At 66.9% G+C, this 17,504-nt stretch carries 19 protein-coding genes; 7 read left to right on the top strand and 12 right to left on the bottom strand.

Features of this window, described 5'->3' with window-relative positions:
• Window positions 1-10: 10 nt before the first annotated feature.
• Window positions 11-310, bottom strand: a complete 300-nt coding sequence (locus tag EV283_RS17640) for a hypothetical protein (RefSeq protein ID WP_130327641.1) — start codon at window positions 308-310, stop codon at window positions 11-13.
• Between EV283_RS17640 and EV283_RS17635 the strand changes: the two genes are divergently transcribed.
• Window positions 309-530, top strand: a complete 222-nt coding sequence (locus EV283_RS17635) for a hypothetical protein (protein WP_130327639.1) — start codon at window positions 309-311, stop codon at window positions 528-530. The genes EV283_RS17640 and EV283_RS17635 overlap by 2 nt on opposite strands.
• Here EV283_RS17635 and EV283_RS17630 read toward each other — a convergent pair.
• From EV283_RS17630 to EV283_RS17615, 4 genes are read right to left on the bottom strand one after another with little or no spacing between them, the layout of a single operon-like run.
• Window positions 527-1,237, bottom strand: coding sequence for a Crp/Fnr family transcriptional regulator (locus EV283_RS17630; protein WP_130327637.1), 711 nt, complete (start codon window positions 1,235-1,237; stop codon window positions 527-529). The two genes, EV283_RS17635 and EV283_RS17630, sit on opposite strands and share 4 nt — an antisense overlap.
• A 54-nt stretch (window positions 1,238-1,291) precedes the next feature.
• Complete coding sequence (gene cydX, locus EV283_RS17625) at window positions 1,292-1,414, bottom strand: cytochrome bd-I oxidase subunit CydX (protein ID WP_130327635.1); 123 nt, start codon at window positions 1,412-1,414, stop codon at window positions 1,292-1,294.
• Between the two features lie 25 nt (window positions 1,415-1,439).
• Window positions 1,440-2,585 carry a cytochrome d ubiquinol oxidase subunit II gene (cydB, locus tag EV283_RS17620; RefSeq protein WP_207223183.1) on the bottom strand — a complete coding sequence of 382 codons (1,146 nt, stop codon included), beginning with the start codon at window positions 2,583-2,585 and terminating at the stop codon, window positions 1,440-1,442.
• A gap of 8 nt (window positions 2,586-2,593) precedes the next feature.
• The gene (locus EV283_RS17615; RefSeq protein ID WP_130327633.1) at window positions 2,594-4,180 is read right to left on the bottom strand and encodes a cytochrome ubiquinol oxidase subunit I; all 1,587 of its coding nucleotides are present in this window, start codon (window positions 4,178-4,180) and stop codon (window positions 2,594-2,596) included.
• Window positions 4,181-4,300: 120 nt separating this feature from the next.
• On the opposite strand from EV283_RS17615, the gene cydD reads away from it, so the two are divergent.
• Window positions 4,301-5,962 carry a thiol reductant ABC exporter subunit CydD gene (gene cydD / locus EV283_RS17610; RefSeq protein WP_207223182.1) on the top strand — a complete coding sequence of 554 codons (1,662 nt, stop codon included), beginning with the start codon at window positions 4,301-4,303 and terminating at the stop codon, window positions 5,960-5,962.
• On the top strand, window positions 5,959-7,608 hold the full coding sequence (locus tag EV283_RS17605; RefSeq protein ID WP_130327629.1) for an ATP-binding cassette domain-containing protein: 1,650 nt from the start codon (window positions 5,959-5,961) through the stop codon (window positions 7,606-7,608). Before cydD ends, EV283_RS17605 begins: the two co-directional genes overlap by 4 nt.
• Window positions 7,609-7,708: 100 nt before the next feature.
• On the opposite strand, the gene EV283_RS17600 is transcribed toward EV283_RS17605, so the two are convergent.
• Together EV283_RS17600 and EV283_RS17595 are read right to left on the bottom strand one after the other, a co-directional pair.
• Window positions 7,709-8,353 carry an OmpW family outer membrane protein gene (locus EV283_RS17600; RefSeq protein ID WP_242616061.1) on the bottom strand — a complete coding sequence of 215 codons (645 nt, stop codon included), beginning with the start codon at window positions 8,351-8,353 and terminating at the stop codon, window positions 7,709-7,711.
• Between the two features lie 185 nt (window positions 8,354-8,538).
• Window positions 8,539-8,823, bottom strand: a complete 285-nt coding sequence (locus EV283_RS17595; protein WP_130327627.1) for a hypothetical protein — start codon at window positions 8,821-8,823, stop codon at window positions 8,539-8,541.
• A 406-nt stretch (window positions 8,824-9,229) separates the two neighbouring features.
• On the opposite strand from EV283_RS17595, the gene EV283_RS17590 reads away from it, so the two are divergent.
• From EV283_RS17590 to EV283_RS17580, 3 genes are all read left to right on the top strand, one after another.
• Window positions 9,230-9,403 (top strand): DUF465 domain-containing protein, encoded by a 174-nt coding sequence (locus EV283_RS17590; RefSeq protein ID WP_130327625.1) that lies wholly within the window; start codon window positions 9,230-9,232, stop codon window positions 9,401-9,403.
• A 94-nt stretch (window positions 9,404-9,497) separates the two neighbouring features.
• Window positions 9,498-9,947, top strand: a complete 450-nt coding sequence (locus EV283_RS17585) for a hypothetical protein (RefSeq protein ID WP_130327623.1) — start codon at window positions 9,498-9,500, stop codon at window positions 9,945-9,947.
• Between the two features lie 8 nt (window positions 9,948-9,955).
• On the top strand, window positions 9,956-10,687 hold the full coding sequence (locus EV283_RS17580; protein ID WP_242616057.1) for a TorF family putative porin: 732 nt from the start codon (window positions 9,956-9,958) through the stop codon (window positions 10,685-10,687).
• A 25-nt stretch (window positions 10,688-10,712) separates the two neighbouring features.
• Here EV283_RS17580 and EV283_RS17575 read toward each other — a convergent pair whose 3' ends face one another.
• The gene (locus tag EV283_RS17575; RefSeq protein WP_242616056.1) at window positions 10,713-12,464 is read right to left on the bottom strand and encodes a chloride channel protein; all 1,752 of its coding nucleotides are present in this window, start codon (window positions 12,462-12,464) and stop codon (window positions 10,713-10,715) included.
• A 239-nt stretch (window positions 12,465-12,703) separates the two neighbouring features.
• Here EV283_RS17575 and EV283_RS17570 point away from each other — a divergent pair, with 239 nt between their 5' ends.
• Entirely contained in the window at window positions 12,704-13,798 is a 1,095-nt protein-coding gene (locus EV283_RS17570; RefSeq protein ID WP_242616055.1) for a serine hydrolase, read from the top strand.
• 62 nt (window positions 13,799-13,860) lie between these two features.
• Here the strand turns inward: EV283_RS17570 and EV283_RS17565 are convergent, their stop codons facing one another.
• From EV283_RS17565 to EV283_RS17550, 4 genes are read right to left on the bottom strand one after another with little or no spacing between them, the layout of a single operon-like run.
• The gene (locus tag EV283_RS17565) at window positions 13,861-14,853 is read right to left on the bottom strand and encodes an SDR family oxidoreductase (RefSeq protein WP_130327619.1); all 993 of its coding nucleotides are present in this window, start codon (window positions 14,851-14,853) and stop codon (window positions 13,861-13,863) included.
• The gene (locus EV283_RS17560) at window positions 14,850-15,635 is read right to left on the bottom strand and encodes an SDR family NAD(P)-dependent oxidoreductase (protein WP_130327617.1); all 786 of its coding nucleotides are present in this window, start codon (window positions 15,633-15,635) and stop codon (window positions 14,850-14,852) included. Before EV283_RS17560 ends, EV283_RS17565 begins: the two co-directional genes overlap by 4 nt.
• A 14-nt stretch (window positions 15,636-15,649) precedes the next feature.
• Window positions 15,650-16,828, bottom strand: a complete 1,179-nt coding sequence (locus EV283_RS17555) for a zinc-dependent alcohol dehydrogenase (RefSeq protein ID WP_130327615.1) — start codon at window positions 16,826-16,828, stop codon at window positions 15,650-15,652.
• Entirely contained in the window at window positions 16,828-17,409 is a 582-nt protein-coding gene (locus EV283_RS17550; RefSeq protein ID WP_130327613.1) for an SRPBCC family protein, read from the bottom strand. The genes EV283_RS17555 and EV283_RS17550 overlap by 1 nt, the downstream gene beginning before the upstream one ends.
• Window positions 17,410-17,504 lie beyond the last annotated feature (95 nt).

The following is a 17,504-nucleotide window of genomic DNA, read 5'->3' as shown; positions in this document are numbered from 1 at the left end:
ATTCGGCGGATTAGTCGTACCGTTCGTGCGGCGGCGGCCTGTCATCCAGGACACCGATCTCGCCGCGATCGTCGCTGATCACGCCCGCCTTCGTGAGGTGTGCGACAGCCTCGAAGCCTGCGCCGACGCACTCCCCGATCGACCCTCCGACGCAGCGGCGTTGCGGCGGAGCCTGCGCGCGGTGGTCGCCAGCCATGACCGGGAAGAGGCTGCGGTAATCGACACACTGTTCGCGCGCGACCTGAGCGATCCGCTGACCAAAGCGCTGCTCTGGCGGGTACGGGCGCGGCGCCTGAGCGATGCGATCCATGCGGACGAACGTCCTCGCGGTGCTGTCCGAGCTATCGACGTCCGAGCTATGGCAGCCCTGTGCGGAAGCGTTCGGCTATATGTTGCGCGGCGTTTTCGACAGCAGCCGGCTGACGATGGACTTTACCGAGCTGGCGATCCTGACGCTTGGCACCGGACGGCTCAGCCGCAGCGCACGCGCGATGCTCGTCGACGGGCTTTGCGCGCGGCAGGCGGGTTAGGCGGCTTCGGCGCGATCCTGCAGCGCGCGTTCGTCGGAAATCGTGACTGCGCGGCCGCCCGGCAGGGCGATGATGCCGGCGATCTTCAGTCGGGTCATCTGGCGGCTGACCGTCTCGATCGTCAGTCCCAGCACGTCGGCGATCTGTCCGCGCGTCAGCGGCAGGTCGAACGTCATCGGTGCGTCCGACGTCGCGCGGCACCCGCTCGCGGTGGCGCGCGACGCCATGTCGAGGAGGAAGCCCGCGATCTTCTCCTGCGCGGATTGACGCGCGAGTGACGCGATCCGCGTGCGTGCGACACCGAGCGCCGCCAGCGTCCGTTGCAGCAACAGCCGCTCCATCCGCGCGTGATCCTCCAGCACGCGTTCAAACGCGTCGCGCGGGAAGATGCACAGCTCGGCATCGGTCAGCGCGGTGATCGTGAAGTCGGCCTGGCCGGCATAGGGCTGGCCCACGAAATCCGCCGGATATAGCAGCCCGACGATCTGCTCGCGACCATCGGGCGTCGCCGCCACCAGCTTGAGGACCCCCGACAACAAATTGGCGCAGATGATACTCTCATCGCCCGCCCAGATCAGAGTCTGGCCGCGCGTGATCGTGCGACGGCGGCCCAGTGTATTCAGCGTGGTCAGCTCATTGTCGCTGAGACTGCTGCACAGGGCCTGGTCGCGGATCGCGCAATCCGTACAGATATCGATGTGAGCCATCCGCCGGCTATAGTGCAGGCGACCACAATACCCGCCCGAATTCTTTGGCTGCCGTTACGAGTTTGTGGGGACGTCCGCATCGTCTTCGATCGGTAGGTGGAATTCGTGCCAGATGCCGTTGAGGATGCCGAAGCCGAGCGCGAGTCCGAGGCCGAGGATCCAGGTGAAATACCACATGATCAGATGTCCTTGATGTTCGGGGTCAGTAGAAGTCGGGGTTGGTCGCGACCTGCTGCGTCGTCACGCGGCCGAACATCACTTTGTACGCCCAGGCGGTGTAGGCGAGCACGATCGGCAGGAACACGACGGTGACGACCAGCATGATGCCGAGCGTCCTGGCGCTCGACGATGCGTTCCAGACGGTGAGGCTGGAGTGCGAGTCGATGCTCGATGGCAGGATGAACGGGAACATCGACAGCCCGACGGTCGCGATGATGCCGATCGCCGAGGCGGACGACCCGGCGAAGGCGGCGATTTCCGATCCGCGGCGGATGCCGAACACGGAGAGCGCTGCGCCACCGAAGCCGAGCAGGGGGGCGATCATCATCCAGGGATGGAGGCCGTAATTGACGAGCCAGCCGCCTCGCGCCACTTCGCTCGTGGTGCGCAACGGATTGGACGGGCCTGCCGGATCGATCGCGCCGACGATGTGGTAGCCGATATCGCCATAGGCGACGAACGCCCAGCCGATCGCGAACAGCACGAGCGAGGCGAGTCCGGCGACCGTCCCGAACGTACGCGCGCGATCATGCACCGCGCCGTGCTCAACCTTGATCGCCAGCCATGCGCTGCCGTGCAGGACGAGCATGGCCACCGACAGCAGCCCGCACAACAGCGTGAACGGCGTGAACAGTCCGAGGAAGCTGCCGTCGAAGAAGGCGCGCAGGTCGCTGTCGAGGCGGAAGGGCGCACCCGACAGCACGTTGCCTACAGCCACGCCGAACACGAGCGCAGGCACGAACCCGCCGACGAACAAGGCCCAGTCCCAGCGCGACCGCCATGCGGCATCGGGTCGCTTGGACCGATATTTGAATCCGACCGGACGCAGGATCAGCGCCGCCAGCACGAGGAACATCGCCAAATAGAAGCCCGAGAAGCTGATCGCGTAGACGAACGGCCATGCCGCGAAAATCGCGCCGCCCGCGAGGATGAACCACACCTGGTTGCCCTCCCAGGTCGGGCCGATCGCGTTGATCACCATCCGCCGCTCGGCGTCGGTGCGTCCGACGAACGGGAGCAGCGCTGCGACGCCAAGGTCGAAGCCGTCGGTCAGCGCGAACCCGATCAGCAGCACGCCAAGCAACCCCCACCAGCTCAGACGCAGCGTTTCATAATCGAACATCGTCATGTCTCCAATCAGGCGGTGAGGGCGGGGGCGGGGGCGGGGGCGGCCGCCGCTGGGTCGGGCGCAAGCTGCGGATCCTCGTCATGCTCGAGCGGTCCCTTGCGGATCGTCGCGAGGATCAGTCGCACCTCGATCACCGCGAGCGTGCCGTAGAGAGCGGTGAAGCCGATGATCGTCGCCCACAACACCCCGCGGGTCAGCGACGATGCGGCCAGGAACGTCGGCAGCACGCCCTCGATCGCCCAGGGCTGACGGCCGATCTCCGCGAGCATCCAGCCAAGCTCGATCGCGATCCAGGGCAACGGGATCGCGACGACCGCCAGCTTCAAGAACCAGCGAGTCTGCGTGTGCAGCCGCAGTGAGGTCAGCACGAACGCGGTGCCGAACAACGCGATCATGAAGAAGCCGATGAACGCCATGATCCGGAAGCTCCAGAACATCAGTGGGACGTTGGGAACCACGTCCCACGCGGTCGCGGCGATCAGCTGCGGGCTCGCCGTGCGCGGGTCGGCGACGTGGCGTTTCAGTAGCAGCGCATAGCCGAGGTCGCGCTTGTGCGCCTCGAACCGCGCGCGCTGGCCGACGTCGGTGCGGTCGATCTTGAGATGCTCGACCGCGTCATAGGCGATGACGCCCGAGGTGATCCGCTCCTGCGCCTTGAGCACCAGTTCGGACATCCCCGTCACCTCCTTGTCGAGGCTGCGCGTGGCGATTAGGCCGAGGACCCAGGGGATCTGCACCTCGTAGCGCGTCTCGCGCGTGGCGACGTCGGGTATACCAAACAATGTCAGCCCGGCGGGAGCGGGGGCGGTGTGCCAGGCAGCCTCGATCGCGGCGAGCTTCATCTTCTGGTTGTCGGTGAGTGCGTAACCGCTCTCGTCGCCGAGGACGACGACCGACAGCGATCCGGCAAGGCCGAACGCCGCAGCGACGGTCATCGAACGGCGCGCGACCGCGACGTAGCGTCCCTTGAGCAGCCAGAAGGCGGAGATTCCGAGCACGACGACTGCGGCGCAGACATAGCCCGCGCTGACGGTGTGGACGAACTTGGCCTGCGCGATCGGGTTGAACAGCACCGCGCCGAAATCGCTGACTTCCATCCGCATCGTGTCGGTGTTGAACACCGCGCCGGTCGGGTTCTGCATCCAGCCGTTGGCGACCAGGATCCACAGCGCCGACAAATTGGTGCCGAGCGCGACCATGAACGTGACGATCAGGTGGCCGAGCTTCGACAGGCGATCCCAGCCGAAGAATATCAGCCCGACGAACGTCGCCTCGAGGAAGAACGCCATCAGCCCCTCGATCGCGAGCGGCGCGCCGAAGATGTCACCGACATAATGCGAAAAATACGACCAGTTGGTGCCGAACTGGAATTCCATCGTCAGCCCGGTGGCGACGCCCAGTACGAAGTTGATCGCGAAGATGCGGCCCCAGAACCGCGTGATCACGCGCCAGATCGGCCGGTTCGTCATGACGTACACGGCCTCCATGATGACCAGCATCATCGACAGCCCGAGCGTCAGCGGCACGAACAGGAAATGGTACAACGCGGTCAGCGCGAATTGCAGCCGCGACAGATCGATGACCCCGAGGTCCATAGTGATGCTCCCCACATGGCCAAGGAGGTCATGTCCGGAGCGCGATCTAGGCGCCGGCCGCGGCCCGAACATTGACCGCGGTCAAAGACGCGCACTGGCGCCCCGCCGATGGCGGCGGACATGACCAGTATCACCAAAGACCGCGCGCGCGTCACCAGAACCTATCTCAAGGAGGTGGTCGCCGACGGCGGGGGCGTCCGGACGTCGACGAGCCTGCTCGTGCTCGACACGGTGGCGGCGATCGGGTTCGCGGCAGGACTGGCCGGCGGGGTCGTCGCAGTGCCGGTGGGCGTTTCGGCGATGCTGCCCTGGGCGGTGCTGGCGGGCGCGTCGGGGATCGGGCGCGGGGTTTGCGCGATGCTGGCGGCACGTGTCGGCGCGCGTGGTGCGTATCGGGCGAAGACCCGGTTGCGGCGGCGGATCGTCACCGCGGCGCTCCACCGATCGCCCGGATCGGACGCCACGACGGGCACGCTGATGAGCGCCGCGGTCGACGAGGTCGATGCGATCGACGGCTATGTCGCGCGCTTCCTGCCCGCGCGGATCGCGGCGTCGATCGCGCCGCTGATCGTGCTCGCCGCGACCGCAGTCGCCAGCCCGATCGCGGCGGCGATCCTGATGGCGACGGTCTTCCCGTTCGTCGCGGCGATGATCCTCGCGGGCGGCGCCGCCGCGGACGCATCGCGACGCCAGTTCGTCGCACTCGCCCGGCTTTCGGGGGTGTTTGCGGACCGGATCGGCGCGCTGCCGATCGTGCTCGCGTTTCGCGCGGAAGCGCGCGAGGCGCGTGCGCTTGGCGAGGCGTCCGAGGATCTCGCGCGGCGGACGCTGGGCGTGCTGCGTGTCGCCTTCCTGTCGTCGGGCGCGCTCGAGTTCTTCGCGGCGCTGTCGGTCGCGCTGGTCGCGGTCTATGCCGGGTTCAACCTGCTGGGTCTGCTGCCGTTCCCGGTTCCCGAGACGCTGACGCTCGGCCGCGCGTTCTTCGTGCTCGCGCTTGCGCCCGAATTCTACGCGCCGATGCGCCGTCTCGCGGCGGCCTATCACGATCGGCAGGCGGCGGAGACCGCGGCCGAGCGGTTGGCCTCAGTCGAGCAGGCGAGCGTGGCGCCCGCGACGGTCGTGCCGACTTGGCCCAGGACGCTGCCGTCGATCCGCTTCGACTCCGTATCGGTCCGCTATGACGGGCAGGACCGCGCCGCCGTGTTGGACGTCTCGTTCGAGGTCCGCGCGGGGACGATCGTCGCGCTGATCGGCCCCTCGGGAAGCGGCAAGAGCAGCCTGCTCTATCTGCTGCTCGGCCTCGCCCCCTTGTCCGGGGGGCGTGTTTCGATCGGCGACCACGACCTCGCCGAGATCGCCAGCATCGCGCCGATCGCCGCGTGGGCGGGCCAGTCGCCGCTGATCCTGCCGGGGACGATCGGCTCGAACATTGCGCTCGCGGATCCGACGGCGTCGCCCGAGCGGATCGGCGAGGTCGCGCGGGTCGCCGGACTGTCGCCGATGGTGCTGGCACGCGGCGGACTGGGCGCGGCGATCGATGCGCGGGGCGGCGGGATATCGGGTGGCGAGCGGCGGCGGATCGCGCTTGCGCGCGCGCTGTTGAAGCCGGCGCCCGTCATGCTGCTCGACGAGCCGACCGCGCATCTCGATGCGGACGCCGAGGCGCGCCTGATCGAGGTGATTGCGCACGCCTGCGCCGGGCGTACCACGATCATCGCGACGCATAGCGCAAGGCTCGCCGCGATCGCCGATGTCGTCGTCGATCTGGGAGAAATCGCATGACGGCGTTCGATACGCTGATCGCTGGCGAGCGGCGTCGTCAGCGTCGACGTCTGTGGCGCGCGAGCGGCTATGCCGCGGTCGTCGCGCTGGCCTCGGTCGTGCTGCTCGGGCTGTCGGGATGGTTCATCACCGCCGCCGCGGTTGCGGGGCTCGCGGGCACGATCGCCGCGCAGGGGTTCAACTACATGCTCCCCAGCGCGGGGATCCGCCTGCTCGCGATCCTTCGGACCGCCGGGCGGTATGGCGAGCGGCTCGCCAGCCACGACGCGGCGTTCGGCGCGCTCGCCCGCATCCGCCCCGCTTTGTTCCTCGGTCTCGCATCGGGCCCGGCGGACCATGCTCTGGCGCTGACGCAGGGCGAGGCGACCGCGCGCATCGTTCAGGACGTGTCGGTCGTCGAGGCACAGTTCGTCCGGCTGTCCGCCGTGCCGGGTATGATCACGGCGTTGTCGAGCGGTCTGCTCTTGTGCGCGCTTGGGGGCTGGCGTCCCGCATTGGCGCTCGGCTTGTGCCTGGCAGGCGTTTTGGCGCTCGCCACCGTTCTTGCCCGGCGTCTCGAAGCGCCGGGACGCGAGGTGCAACGCGCGAGCGGCGCGCTAAAGGATGCGTTCGCCGGCGTGGCCGATGCGGCCGCGGAACTGCGTTGCTACGGCATCGAGGCGGCGGCGATGGCGACGGTCGATGCTTGCAGCCTGCGTCTCGCCGAGGTGCAGCGCGCTCAGGCCGGCGTCTCGGGCTGGTTTGACTTCATCCAGGCGGTGGCCCTCGGCATGGCGGGCGTGTCGGCGTTGCTGCTTGCAGGCCCGTCGGTCGCACCGATCGCGGCGCTGTGCGCATTGGCGGCGGTGATGACGATCGACGGTGCAGGACCGGTGCTGCGCAGCCTCGCGCAGCGCAGCGCGGTGCGCGAGGCGACCGCGCGGCTCAACGAGTTGCTACCCGTCGCGGTGGCGGAGGAGCAGGTGGCCAATTGTGGTGCCGCGCCGTCGCTCGCTCTGCTCGGTACGCATTTGCCCGCTGGCGCGCGCGTTGCGCTGATTGGCGCGTCGGGAACGGGCAAGACGACGCTCGTCGAAGGCCTGCTCGGTTTGCGCGCGGTGTCGGCGGGGACGGCGTTCATCGACGGGACCGACATTGCCGCCATCCCGCTCGCTCTCCGTCGCGCGACGTTCGGCTGGGCCCCACAGGATGCCGCGCTGCTGGCCGGCACGGTGCGCGATACGCTTGCGCTTGGCGATCCGTTCGCCGACGATGCCGCGATGTGGGCGGTGCTTGCCGATGTCGCGCTTGCCGACGTGATCGCGGCCATGCCGCACGGCCTCGATAGCTGGGTCGGCGAGCATGGCGTGCGGCTGTCGGGCGGCGAGCGGCGACGGCTGGCACTGGCGCGTGCCTATCTCGTCCCGGCACCATGGCTGTTGCTCGACGAACCGACCGAGGGGCTCGATGCCGCCACCGAGCGGCGAGTTGCCGACTGTCTGGCCGCGCGGCTCGAAAGGACGGGTCAGGGGCTGGTCATGGTCAGCCATCGTCCGGCGATGGTGGCGCTGTGCGACCTGCACTGCCCGGTCGTGGCGGCGCCGGGTGCAATCGTCGCGTTACCGACTGCTATCGAGCCGCAACCGCGGCGGTTTCGCCGAAGGTGAAGACCGCCGGGGTTTGCCGGCGGTCCGGCGGGAAATCAGAGCCCGGATCCTCCACCGCCGGGTCGTCCGGCGCGAGGAGGGCCGCTTCCCGTCGCCGTAGTTACAGCCGGATGCCGAGCCCGACGCCCAGCACCAGCGGATCAAGGCTGATCGCGACGCGTTGCGTGCCCGCCGCGGTCGTCCGCAGCCGTGCGGTCGTGTCGATGTCGATATATTTGACGTCGAGGTTGAGGAAGACCTTTGGCGTAATGTCGATGTCGACGCCGGCCTGCGCCGCCCAGCCGAGGCTGTCCTTCATGTGGACGTCGGTCGCGCCGACGGCCTTGACCAGCCCGTCGGACGCCGTCTCGCTCCAGAAGATCGTGTAGTTCACGCCCGCGCCGACATAGGGGCGGACCTTGCCCGTCGGGTTCAGATGATATTGCGCGGTCAGCGTCGGCGGCAGCACCCAGGTCGAGGCGAGCTTGCCGATCGATCCGGTCGTTCCGGTGCGGCCGTCCGCATGATGCTTGGTGGTCGCCGCGATCAGCTCGAAGCCGATATTATTGGTCGCCATATAGGTGATGTCGACCTCGGGCATGACGCTATTGTTCACGCGGACACGCTCGCCGGGGAACGCGGGCAGGACGCTGCTGGATGTCTCGTTCGGCGCGACCAGGATGGTCCGGACGCGCAGCAGCACGTCGCCGGCAGCGATCCCCTGAAGCGGGGCCGCGTCGGTCTGAGCCAGCGCGGGGGTGGCCATGGCCATACCGGCAAGCGCCGCAACGATGGCTAGGCTAGTGTTCGACGATGTCATGGTCCGGCTCCTGCAATCCAAGGCCATCGGGCTAGGCGCAGGGGGCGGCAGTGGCGTTGACCGCGGACAAGGACCGGGTTGACCGCGGTCAAAGACGGCGCGTGGCTTTCAGCCGCTGGGCTAGAACGCCGTTACGTGCCCGATGCCAGGATGCAGTACACAAGTACTGGGACGCCGACCAACAGGATCAGGAAGAAAAGATTGCGCTCCATCAGCCGGTTGAGCCAATTCGGCGTCACGTCCTGCCCGTCATGGGCATCGGCCTTCGAATAGTGCTGGACGATCGGCTGATCGAATTTCTCGGGAAACGCTTGGCCCGGTCGGGATCCCGAGACTGATGTAGCCGGAGGGGGCTTGGCCTGCTGTCCGGTATCGGCTGGAGCATGCGCGTCGAGTTTGGATATAGGGTCTGCCACGACAGGGTTTCCGCTTACTCGAGAGCAAGGGTGTGCAGAGCACATCCCAAAGGTCAGATCGAATAATGCTCGAACTCGAACGGCAATTCGCCGCGAGCTCGGGCTAACCCCGTGCGGCGAGTTGGCCGGCGTGGTCGAGAAAGCGCTTATGTGTCGCGGTAGCGTACATGCGAATAGCATTGGGGAACCGCTGTGTGTTGTCAACATCGAACGGATTTGCGCCGCCGGACTTGATCTCCACTGATGACGCATTAGGTTGATACTGCGGGCCGGGCCCCTCTGGCGTTCGTTTTTGGACGAGCGTGATGTCGGACCGTATCGGGTGAGCCCGGTGGTAAGGCCTGGCCTGATTGCCTCTTGTCATCGCGGCTGATCCGATCTTCCAATCGTCGATCGGAGCGCGGCTATGACCATTTTCTCGTACAAACTGACACAGTTGCACAAGCGGCTGGACGACCAGATCCGGGCAGAGATGAAAGTGCGCATGCCCGATACGCTGCGCCTCCTGCGGCTCAAACGGTTATGTCTGAGCGTGAAGGATCAGCTGCCCGCACGCGCCCTGCGCCAGCACGTCTGCTGACGCGACGGGTCGACAGGTCGGCAGCGACCAACGTGTACACAGATGAGCGTTATCGGTCACGATGGACCGGAACGGCAAAAAAAGGAGAGCGAACATGGCCTATTATCTACTCGCCGGATTGGCGCTTGCCGCCACGGGCACCGCACTCGGGCTGACGGTGGATCACCAGAACCAGGTGGATCATCATAGCGGTCCGGTCGCGGTCCAGTATCGTGGCGATGTCGCGATCACGCACAAACAGGTCGGCGCGGTTGCGCCCGGGGGAAGGGCGTCGTCGCTCCGCTGCGACTGGGCGGCGACGATGACGGTCGCGCGCCATGCCGTCGCCTCATCGGGTACGACGCTGGTCCGTACGATCGACAGCGAACCCGTGGTCTCGGGCACGCGACCCGGCTGGTGCGCGACGAGCCACCGCGCCATCGCACAGGAAGTCGCGGGCAAGACCGTCGCCATCCGGGATCATCTGGTGGTCGTCGCCGGGCAGGACGAGGCGATGCTGCGCGCCGAACTGGACCGGATCCACGGCCCGCAGCGCGCCGGATGATCCGGGGTTTGAAACGCGCAGGCGTGCTCGGCGTGGCGACCTGCGGGCTGGTCGCGCCCGCATTGGCGCAGACCGGCCGGTCCGCCACTGTCGAGGGCTTGACGGACGAGGAACGGCGCGGGCTCAGCTGGAGCGGGGGACGCGCCGCCTTGGCGGGTGACGTTCGTGCGTCGCTGGGGCGGCTGGACGCCTCGGCCCGCGCGGTGACGACGCGCGGCAGCGCGCGGCATGGTGGCGCCGATGCGGTCGTCGACCTCGGCATCGGCATGGGATGGGATCTCGGTGCGATCCGGCTACGCGCGGATGCCATCGGACATGCGTTTGCCGGTGCGCGCGGGCGGATGGATTATGTCGAGGGCGGCCTGTCGGCGAGCTACGGCTATGGCCCGCTCTACGTGACGCTGGGTGCCATCGGCGCGCCGTCGCAGCGCGCGATCGGCGGCAGCAACGTCTATGCCTATGCCAACGCCAATGCCGGTATTCCGGGGACGCGGTTCACCGTCCTCGCCGAGGTCGGGCATTCGTCCGGCAGTGTCCGCAACCCCGGTCGTGCCGAGCGCCTCCGACCGGGCGGCGATTATACCAACTGGCGGCTGGGGCTCGAACATCATCGCGACCGATTGACGATCGGCATCGACTATATCGGCACCGATGTCTCGCGCTCCGGCGAGGCCAGCCGATATGCGGATCGGGGCAATGCGGCGGACCGGCTTATAGGGCGTGTGCAGCTGTCGTTCTGACTGGTGTGCATTCTGTAGAGGGGCTCTAGGCCTCGCCGAACAATTCGCGTTGGGCCTTGTCTAGTTCATCGGCGTAGCGGCGTCGGACATAGGATTCCGACAAAATCCCGAGCACGGTTCCGTCCCCCGTCACGACCGCCATCTCGTCGGCACCGGCCGTATCGAATGCGGCCATGACGGTCTTGATGTCGGCGTCGGGCGCGAGCGTCTCCTGCCGATGGATCGCGAGCGTCCCGATCGGTTCGCTGGCGACCACCGCCTCGGCAAACGCGCTCGCGGTCTGCACGATGCCGGCATAATGCTGCTGGTGGTCGACCAGCACGATCCGGCTCGTCGATCCCAGTGGAAACAGCCGTCGAAATTCGGTCACGCTGACGTCCGCGGGCGTCGCGCGCTCGACCCGGCGCATCATCTGCCCTGCGGTCAGCATGCGGACCCAGCCAATATCCCGCGCACTCTTGATCGTCTCGCCACGCAAGTGAAGCCGCCAGGTCGAGAAGGAATAGCCGAACGTTTCGCGGACGATCGTTGAGGAGACCAGCGCCGCAGCGATCGTCGCCCCCGCGAGCGAGAAATCATGCGTCGCCTCGAGCACCAGCATCGCCATCGTCATGGGACCGCCGACGACCGCGACCGCCAACGCCGCCATGCCGACCAGCGCGGCGTTCTGGGGATCGACCAGCGATTGTCCCGCGATCCACGCCAGTCCGCCCGCATAGAGCTGTCCGAGCAGGCTGCCGAGGAACAGCGAGGCGAAGAACAGCCCGCCGCGAAAGCCGAAGCCGAGCGAGACGACCGAGGCGGCGCACTTGATGATGAAGATTGCCGCAAGAAAGATCAGCGGTACGGCGAAGGCGAGGTCGAGATGGAGCGCGCCGTGCCCGGCCGACAGGACCTGCGGCGTCAACCATGCCAGCGGGACGAGCAGCGCGCCGCCGACGACCGGACGCCATGTCGTCCGGATCGGCAGGCGGCGGGTCAGTGCCTCAACGTCCGCGACCGCGCGCATCAGGAGAATCCCGACCCCGGCTGCGACCGCGCCGAGCCCGGCATAGATCAGGTAGTGATGAGTCTGGACCTGCTCGCTCACCATGGCGTCGACCAGATAGGGCTCCGCGCCGAACGCCTGCGCGACGAGCACGCCCGACAGCGACGCCGCGGCGACGGGGGCGATCGCGGCGGGGGTATAGGCGCCGATGACGATCTCAAACGCGTAGAAGGCACCGGCGAGCGGCGCGCCGAACGCGCCTGCGATCGCGGCGCCCGTGCCCGCGCCGACCAGGATTCGCAGGTCCGCGCGCCGCAGCCTGAACCACCCGCCCGCGATCGATGCGATGACTCCGCCGAGCTGCGCATAGGCTGCCTCGAGTCCGACCGAGGCGCCAAAGCCGTTCGAGATGATCGTCTGCCCTGAAATGACGAGGCTGTCGCTCCACGACATCCGGCCGCCGTGCAGCGCGTTGGCTTCGACCGCATCGACCATGTGCCGGGTCCGCGCCTTCGTCGCCCAGGAGAACAGCACAAGCGCGAGCCCCCCAACCGGCAGCGCGACGAGGACCAGCACGGGGATCGCGGGGGTCGCGCTGAGCCGCTGTCCGATTGGCAGGCCGAAGAGCAGATGCTGAATCGTCCGCGCAATGGCACCCTGCACGACGCTCAGCAGGCCGGCACCACCACCGATCGCCACCGCCAACAGGATCAGTACCGCCTCGCTCGCGCGCAGGCGGCGGCGCAACCAGGATGTCGCCGATCGGATGGCGGCGATGTTCAGCGTCACGCGACCTTCGTCCGCACCACCGTGCGATGGCGCGTGGTCGCCAACGGTGCAAGGGCAGGGGAGCGGGGAGGGCGCATGGCTTCGGTTAAACGCAACGCCACATCCAGGCTATGCCAATCTTGCCTGTGGCGGCTCCCCGGCGGCGCTGCGCCGAGCGGAGTGTGTCGCACGGCGAAGTCCCCGCGCGCCGGTTTCACTCCGGGGTCAGGCGCTTACAAGACCTGAAAAGGGAAGCGTCGTTGCCATTTGAATTTCTGTTTCGTCGCATCGGCATCGTCGCCGGTCTATCCAGTCTCGCGGCCTGCGTCCCCGCCGGACGCGAGACGCTGTCGCCCGCAGCGCTGCCGATCACAGTGCAGACCACTACGCCCGCGCACACGCCCCCAAGGCTTCCCGCGAGGCGACCGCAGCCGTCGGCCGACCTGCTCAACGCCGTGCAGGCGCTGGGCGCGGGGTTCGACGGCGCGGTCGGCATCAGCGTCCGCGATATCGACGAGGGCTGGGTCGTTGCGTGGGAAGGCGACACACCGCGTCCGCAGCAAAGCGTCAGCAAGCTGTGGGTCGCGATCGCGGTCATGGATGCGGTCGATCGCGGCCAGATGTCGCTCGCTGATCCGGTAACGGTCACGCAGTCCGATCTCACCGTGTTCCACCAGCCGATCCGGGCGCTCGTGGGCAAGGACGGCTACAGGACGACGATCGGCGCGTTGCTGAGCGGCGCGATGACTCGCAGCGATAACACGTGCAACGACGTGCTGCTCTGGCGGGTCGGCGGACCGGCCGCGATCAATCGGATGCTCGCGACGAAAGGCGTCGCCGGTGTCACATTCGGCCCCGGCGAGCGCCACCTGCAAGCGCGCACCGCGGGCCTCGAATGGCGACCCGAATGGGCCGGCGGCTGGGGGTTTCTGCAGGCGCGCGCCGCGATGACCTACGAGGCACGCGACAAAGCCTTGCGTCGCTATCTCGCCGCGCCGATCGATGGCGCATCGAGCAATGGCGTCACGCTCGGGCTTTCGCTGCTTGCGCAGGGCAAGCTGCTGAGCCCGCGCTCGACCACGTCGCTACTGACGCTGATGCGCTCAAGCAAGACCGGCCCGCTCCGCCTCAAATCCGGGCTTCGTCCCGGCTGGACGCTCGCGCACAAGACGGGGACGGGGCAGGAGCTCGGTACCCTGTCGACCGGCTATAACGATGTCGGATTGCTCGTTGCGCCCGACGGACACCGCTATGCGGTTGCCGTGATGATCGCCAGCACACGCCAGCCTATTCCTGCACGAATGCGCCTGATGGGCGACCTGACCCGCGCGGTCGTCGCGGCGGCGGATCGGTAACGTCGCAATCGTGGCGTGGTCGAGGATATGCGTGCGAGCCGAGCGGCTCGCACGCATGAACGTCATGGCTGGCCGCTACCGCCCGCGGCGCCATAGATCTGGCCATTGGCATAACTCGCGTCCGACGCGGCGAGCTGGACGTAGATCGAGCCCAGTTCGGCCGGCTGCCCGGGGCGGCCGAGCGGAGTATTGCCGCCGAACTGCTGCAGCTTCTCCATCGTCGCGCCGCCCGAGACCTGGAGCGGCGTCCAGATCGGCCCCGGCGCGACGCCGTTGACCCGGATACCCTTCGGCCCGAGCTGCTTGGCCAGCGACTTCGTGAAGTTCATCATCGCCGCCTTGGTCATCGCATAATCGACCAGATCCTTCGACGGATCATAGGCCTGCTCCGACGTCGTCTGAATGATCGCGGAGCCGGGTTTCAGATGCGGCAGCGCGGCCTTGGTGACGTAGAACATGCCGTACAGGTTGGTCTTCATCGTCGCGTCGAAATCCTCGTCGGTGATATCGAGCAAAGACTGTTTCTGCTGCTGTCGGCTGGCGTTGTTGACGAGGATGTCGAGGCCGCCGAGCTGTTTCACCGCGGTATCTACGAGCTTCAGGCAATAGGCGCGGTCGCGCAGATCGCCCGGGATCGCAACCGCCTTGCGCCCAGCCTGCCGGATCAGCGCGACGACTTCGCGCGCGTCGGGTTCCTCCGCGGGGAGATACGCGATCGCGACATCGGCGCCTTCCCGCGCGAACGCGATCGCCGCCGCGCGGCCCATGCCGGAATCACCGCCGGTGATCAGCGCCTTGCGCCCCTTGAGCCGGCCCGAGCCCTTGTAGCTGGTCTCACCGTGATCGGGGCGCGGGGTCATCTTGCTCGCAAGACCCGGGAACGGCTGCGACTGGGGCGCGAATGGGGGCTTGGGATATTGCGTGGTCGGATCGGTCAGCGGTGTATCGGACACAGCCGCTGCGCCCTGGCCGAACGCTGGGACGGCAGCAGCCGCGAGGCCGACCGCCGCGCCGCCAACGAGACCGCGCCGGCTTACATGGTCGGACCCGCTCACGACTTGGCGCTGCCCGGCTCGGCCATCTTGCGATGCTGTTCGGCAAGCACCGATCCGGGAATGACGTTGGCTAGCACCCCCTGGACCTTGGTCATCAGCCCCGAGAACACCGACGCCTTGCCGCTCATCAGCGCATCCCAACCGTCCTTGGCGACATCGGCCGCGTCGCGCTTGTTCGGATCGGTGCCGACCGAGGTGTCGTTCATGTCGGCGCGGTCGAAGAATTCGGTGTCGACCGGGCCGGGCATCAGCGTCGTCAGCGTGACGCCGTCCGCCTCCTTGATCTCGTTGCGCAGCGCCTCGGTGAAGCTGTCGATGAACGCCTTCGTGCCATTGTAAACCGCCTGGAACGCGCCAGGGATATAGCCTGCGACCGATCCGGTCACGAGCACCTTGCCGTCGTTGCGCGCGACCATCGCGGGCAGCACTTTCTGGACGAGGTAGAGCGTGCCGGTGATGTTGGTATCCACCACGTTGCGCCAGTCGGCGACCGCCTGATCGAGGAAGCCGTGGCCAAGACCTTGGCCAGCGTTCGCGCAGAGCACGTCGACCTTGCGGCCGTTGGTGGCGGCGAGCAGCGCGTCGACGCCCTCGATCGTCGAAAGGTCCGCCTCGACCGCGGTGACGTCGGTGCCAAACTGCTTGAAGTCAGCGGCGGCGGCCTGGATCAGCGCTTCGTTGGCGACGACGAGGATGTCGTAGCCATCTTTTGCGGCCAGCGTGGCGAGTTCGAAGCCGATACCCGTCGAGGCACCGGTGATGATTGCGAATTTATCAGCCATGGTCTCGTATCCTCTTAATTAAAGCCGGGTTTCAGCACGACTTTGGTCACTTCGTTCTGGTTGTTCTTGAACATGTCATAGCCCTTGGGGGCGTCCTCCAGGTCCATGCGGTGCGAGATCAGGAAGGTCGTGTCGATCTTGCCTTCCATGATCGCGTTGAGCAGTGCGGGCATGTAATGCTGGACGTGCGTCTGGCCGGTCTTGAGCGTGAGGCCCTTTTCCATGAGCGCGCCGAGCGGGAACTTGTCGATGAACCCGCCATAGACCGCCGGCATCGAGACGCGCCCGCCCTTGCGGCAGGCGATGATCGCCTGGCGGATCGAATGCGCGCGATCGGTGCCAAGGAAGGTCGACGCCTTGATCTGGTCGAGAACGTTGTCGACGAAGAACCCATGTGCCTCCAGCCCGACGCTGTCGATCACCGCGTCGGGACCGATCCCGCCGGTCATCACCATCAGCGCCTCGTAGACCGCGCTTTCCTCGTAATTGATCGTCTCAGCACCAAACCGCTTGGCGAGTTCGAGGCGGTGCGGGAAATGGTCGATCGCGATGACGCGCTCGGCGCCCATCAGGAATGCCGACTGGACCGCGAACAGCCCGACCGGGCCGCAGCCCCAGACCGCGACGGTGTCGCCGGGCTCGATCTGTGCATTCTCCGCCGCCATCCAGCCGGTCGGCAGGATGTCGGAGAGGAACAGCACTTTCTCGTCGTCGACGCCGTCCGGGATCACGATCGGCCCGACATCGCTGAACGGCACACGGACATATTCCGCCTGACCGCCCGCATAGCCGCCGGTCATGTGGCTGTAGCCGAACAGCCCCGCCATCGGCTGGCCGTACAGTTCCTGCGCGATGTCCTGATTGTCGGCGGGCAAGCCGTTGTCACACGCCGAATATTGATGCTTGCCGCAGTGATAGCAGCTGCCGCACGCGATCGTGAACGGCACGACGACCTTCTGGCCCTTCTTCAGCGTCGACTTCGCACCGATCTCGACGACCTCGCCCATGAACTCGTGGCCGAGGATGTCACCGGCCTGCATCGTCGGGATATAATTGTCGTAGAGATGCAGGTCGGAGCCGCAGATCGCGGTCGCGGTGACCTTGATGATGCAGTCGCGGGGGTTGATGATCTCGGGATCGTCGACGGTATCGACGCGGACGTCATGCTTGCCGTGCCATGCCAGAGCGCGCATCAGGCCATCTCCTCTTTATGCTGCTTACGGGTCATCGCGGCGGTCGCGATCTCGCCGGTTTCCATTAGTTGCTTGAAGCGTCGCAGGTCGCGGCGCGCCTGGATCGCGGGTTCGCGCTGGAACAGCTTGGCGATCAGCTTGCCGACGATTCCGGCGGGCGGATCATAAGCAATCGTCGCGGTGACGACGGTGCCGCGCGCGCCGGCGTCGCGGAACTCGACCCGGCCGCTGTTCGCGACATCGGCGCCGGGCTCGGACGTCCAGGCAATGACGCTGTCCTGCGCTTCCTCGGTCACCACGGCGTCCCACTCGACCGTCTTGCCGGCGGGCGCCTTCACGACCCAGTGCGACCTTTTCGCGTCGAGAATGTCGATCCGTTCGACATTTTCCATGAACGTCGGCAGGTTCGCAAAGTCGCGGAAATAGGCGAAGACTTCACCGACCGGGCGATTGATCGTCACCGCGCGCGCAACCAGAGAGTTTCCCTGCTCGCCGGGGATTGCGGACTCCGCCAGAGCATCGCCTTTCTTCCACGTCGTCGGTGGGGCGTCATCGGTATGATCGGTTTTCTTATCCGTCATGTCGGTTGATCCTCTGTTTGCTGAGCGACGATCAGATCAAGATCTGACGGCGTCACGAGCCTATGTTTGCAGCTGTTACTCTGGTGAGTGGCGGG

The sequence above is a fragment of the Sphingomonas sp. BK036 genome, from assembly GCF_004216825.1.
Taxonomy (GTDB): Bacteria; Pseudomonadota; Alphaproteobacteria; order Sphingomonadales; family Sphingomonadaceae; genus Sphingomonas.
The sequence above is the reverse complement of the archived record's forward strand: the minus strand, read 5'-3'. Positions and strand labels throughout refer to the sequence as shown.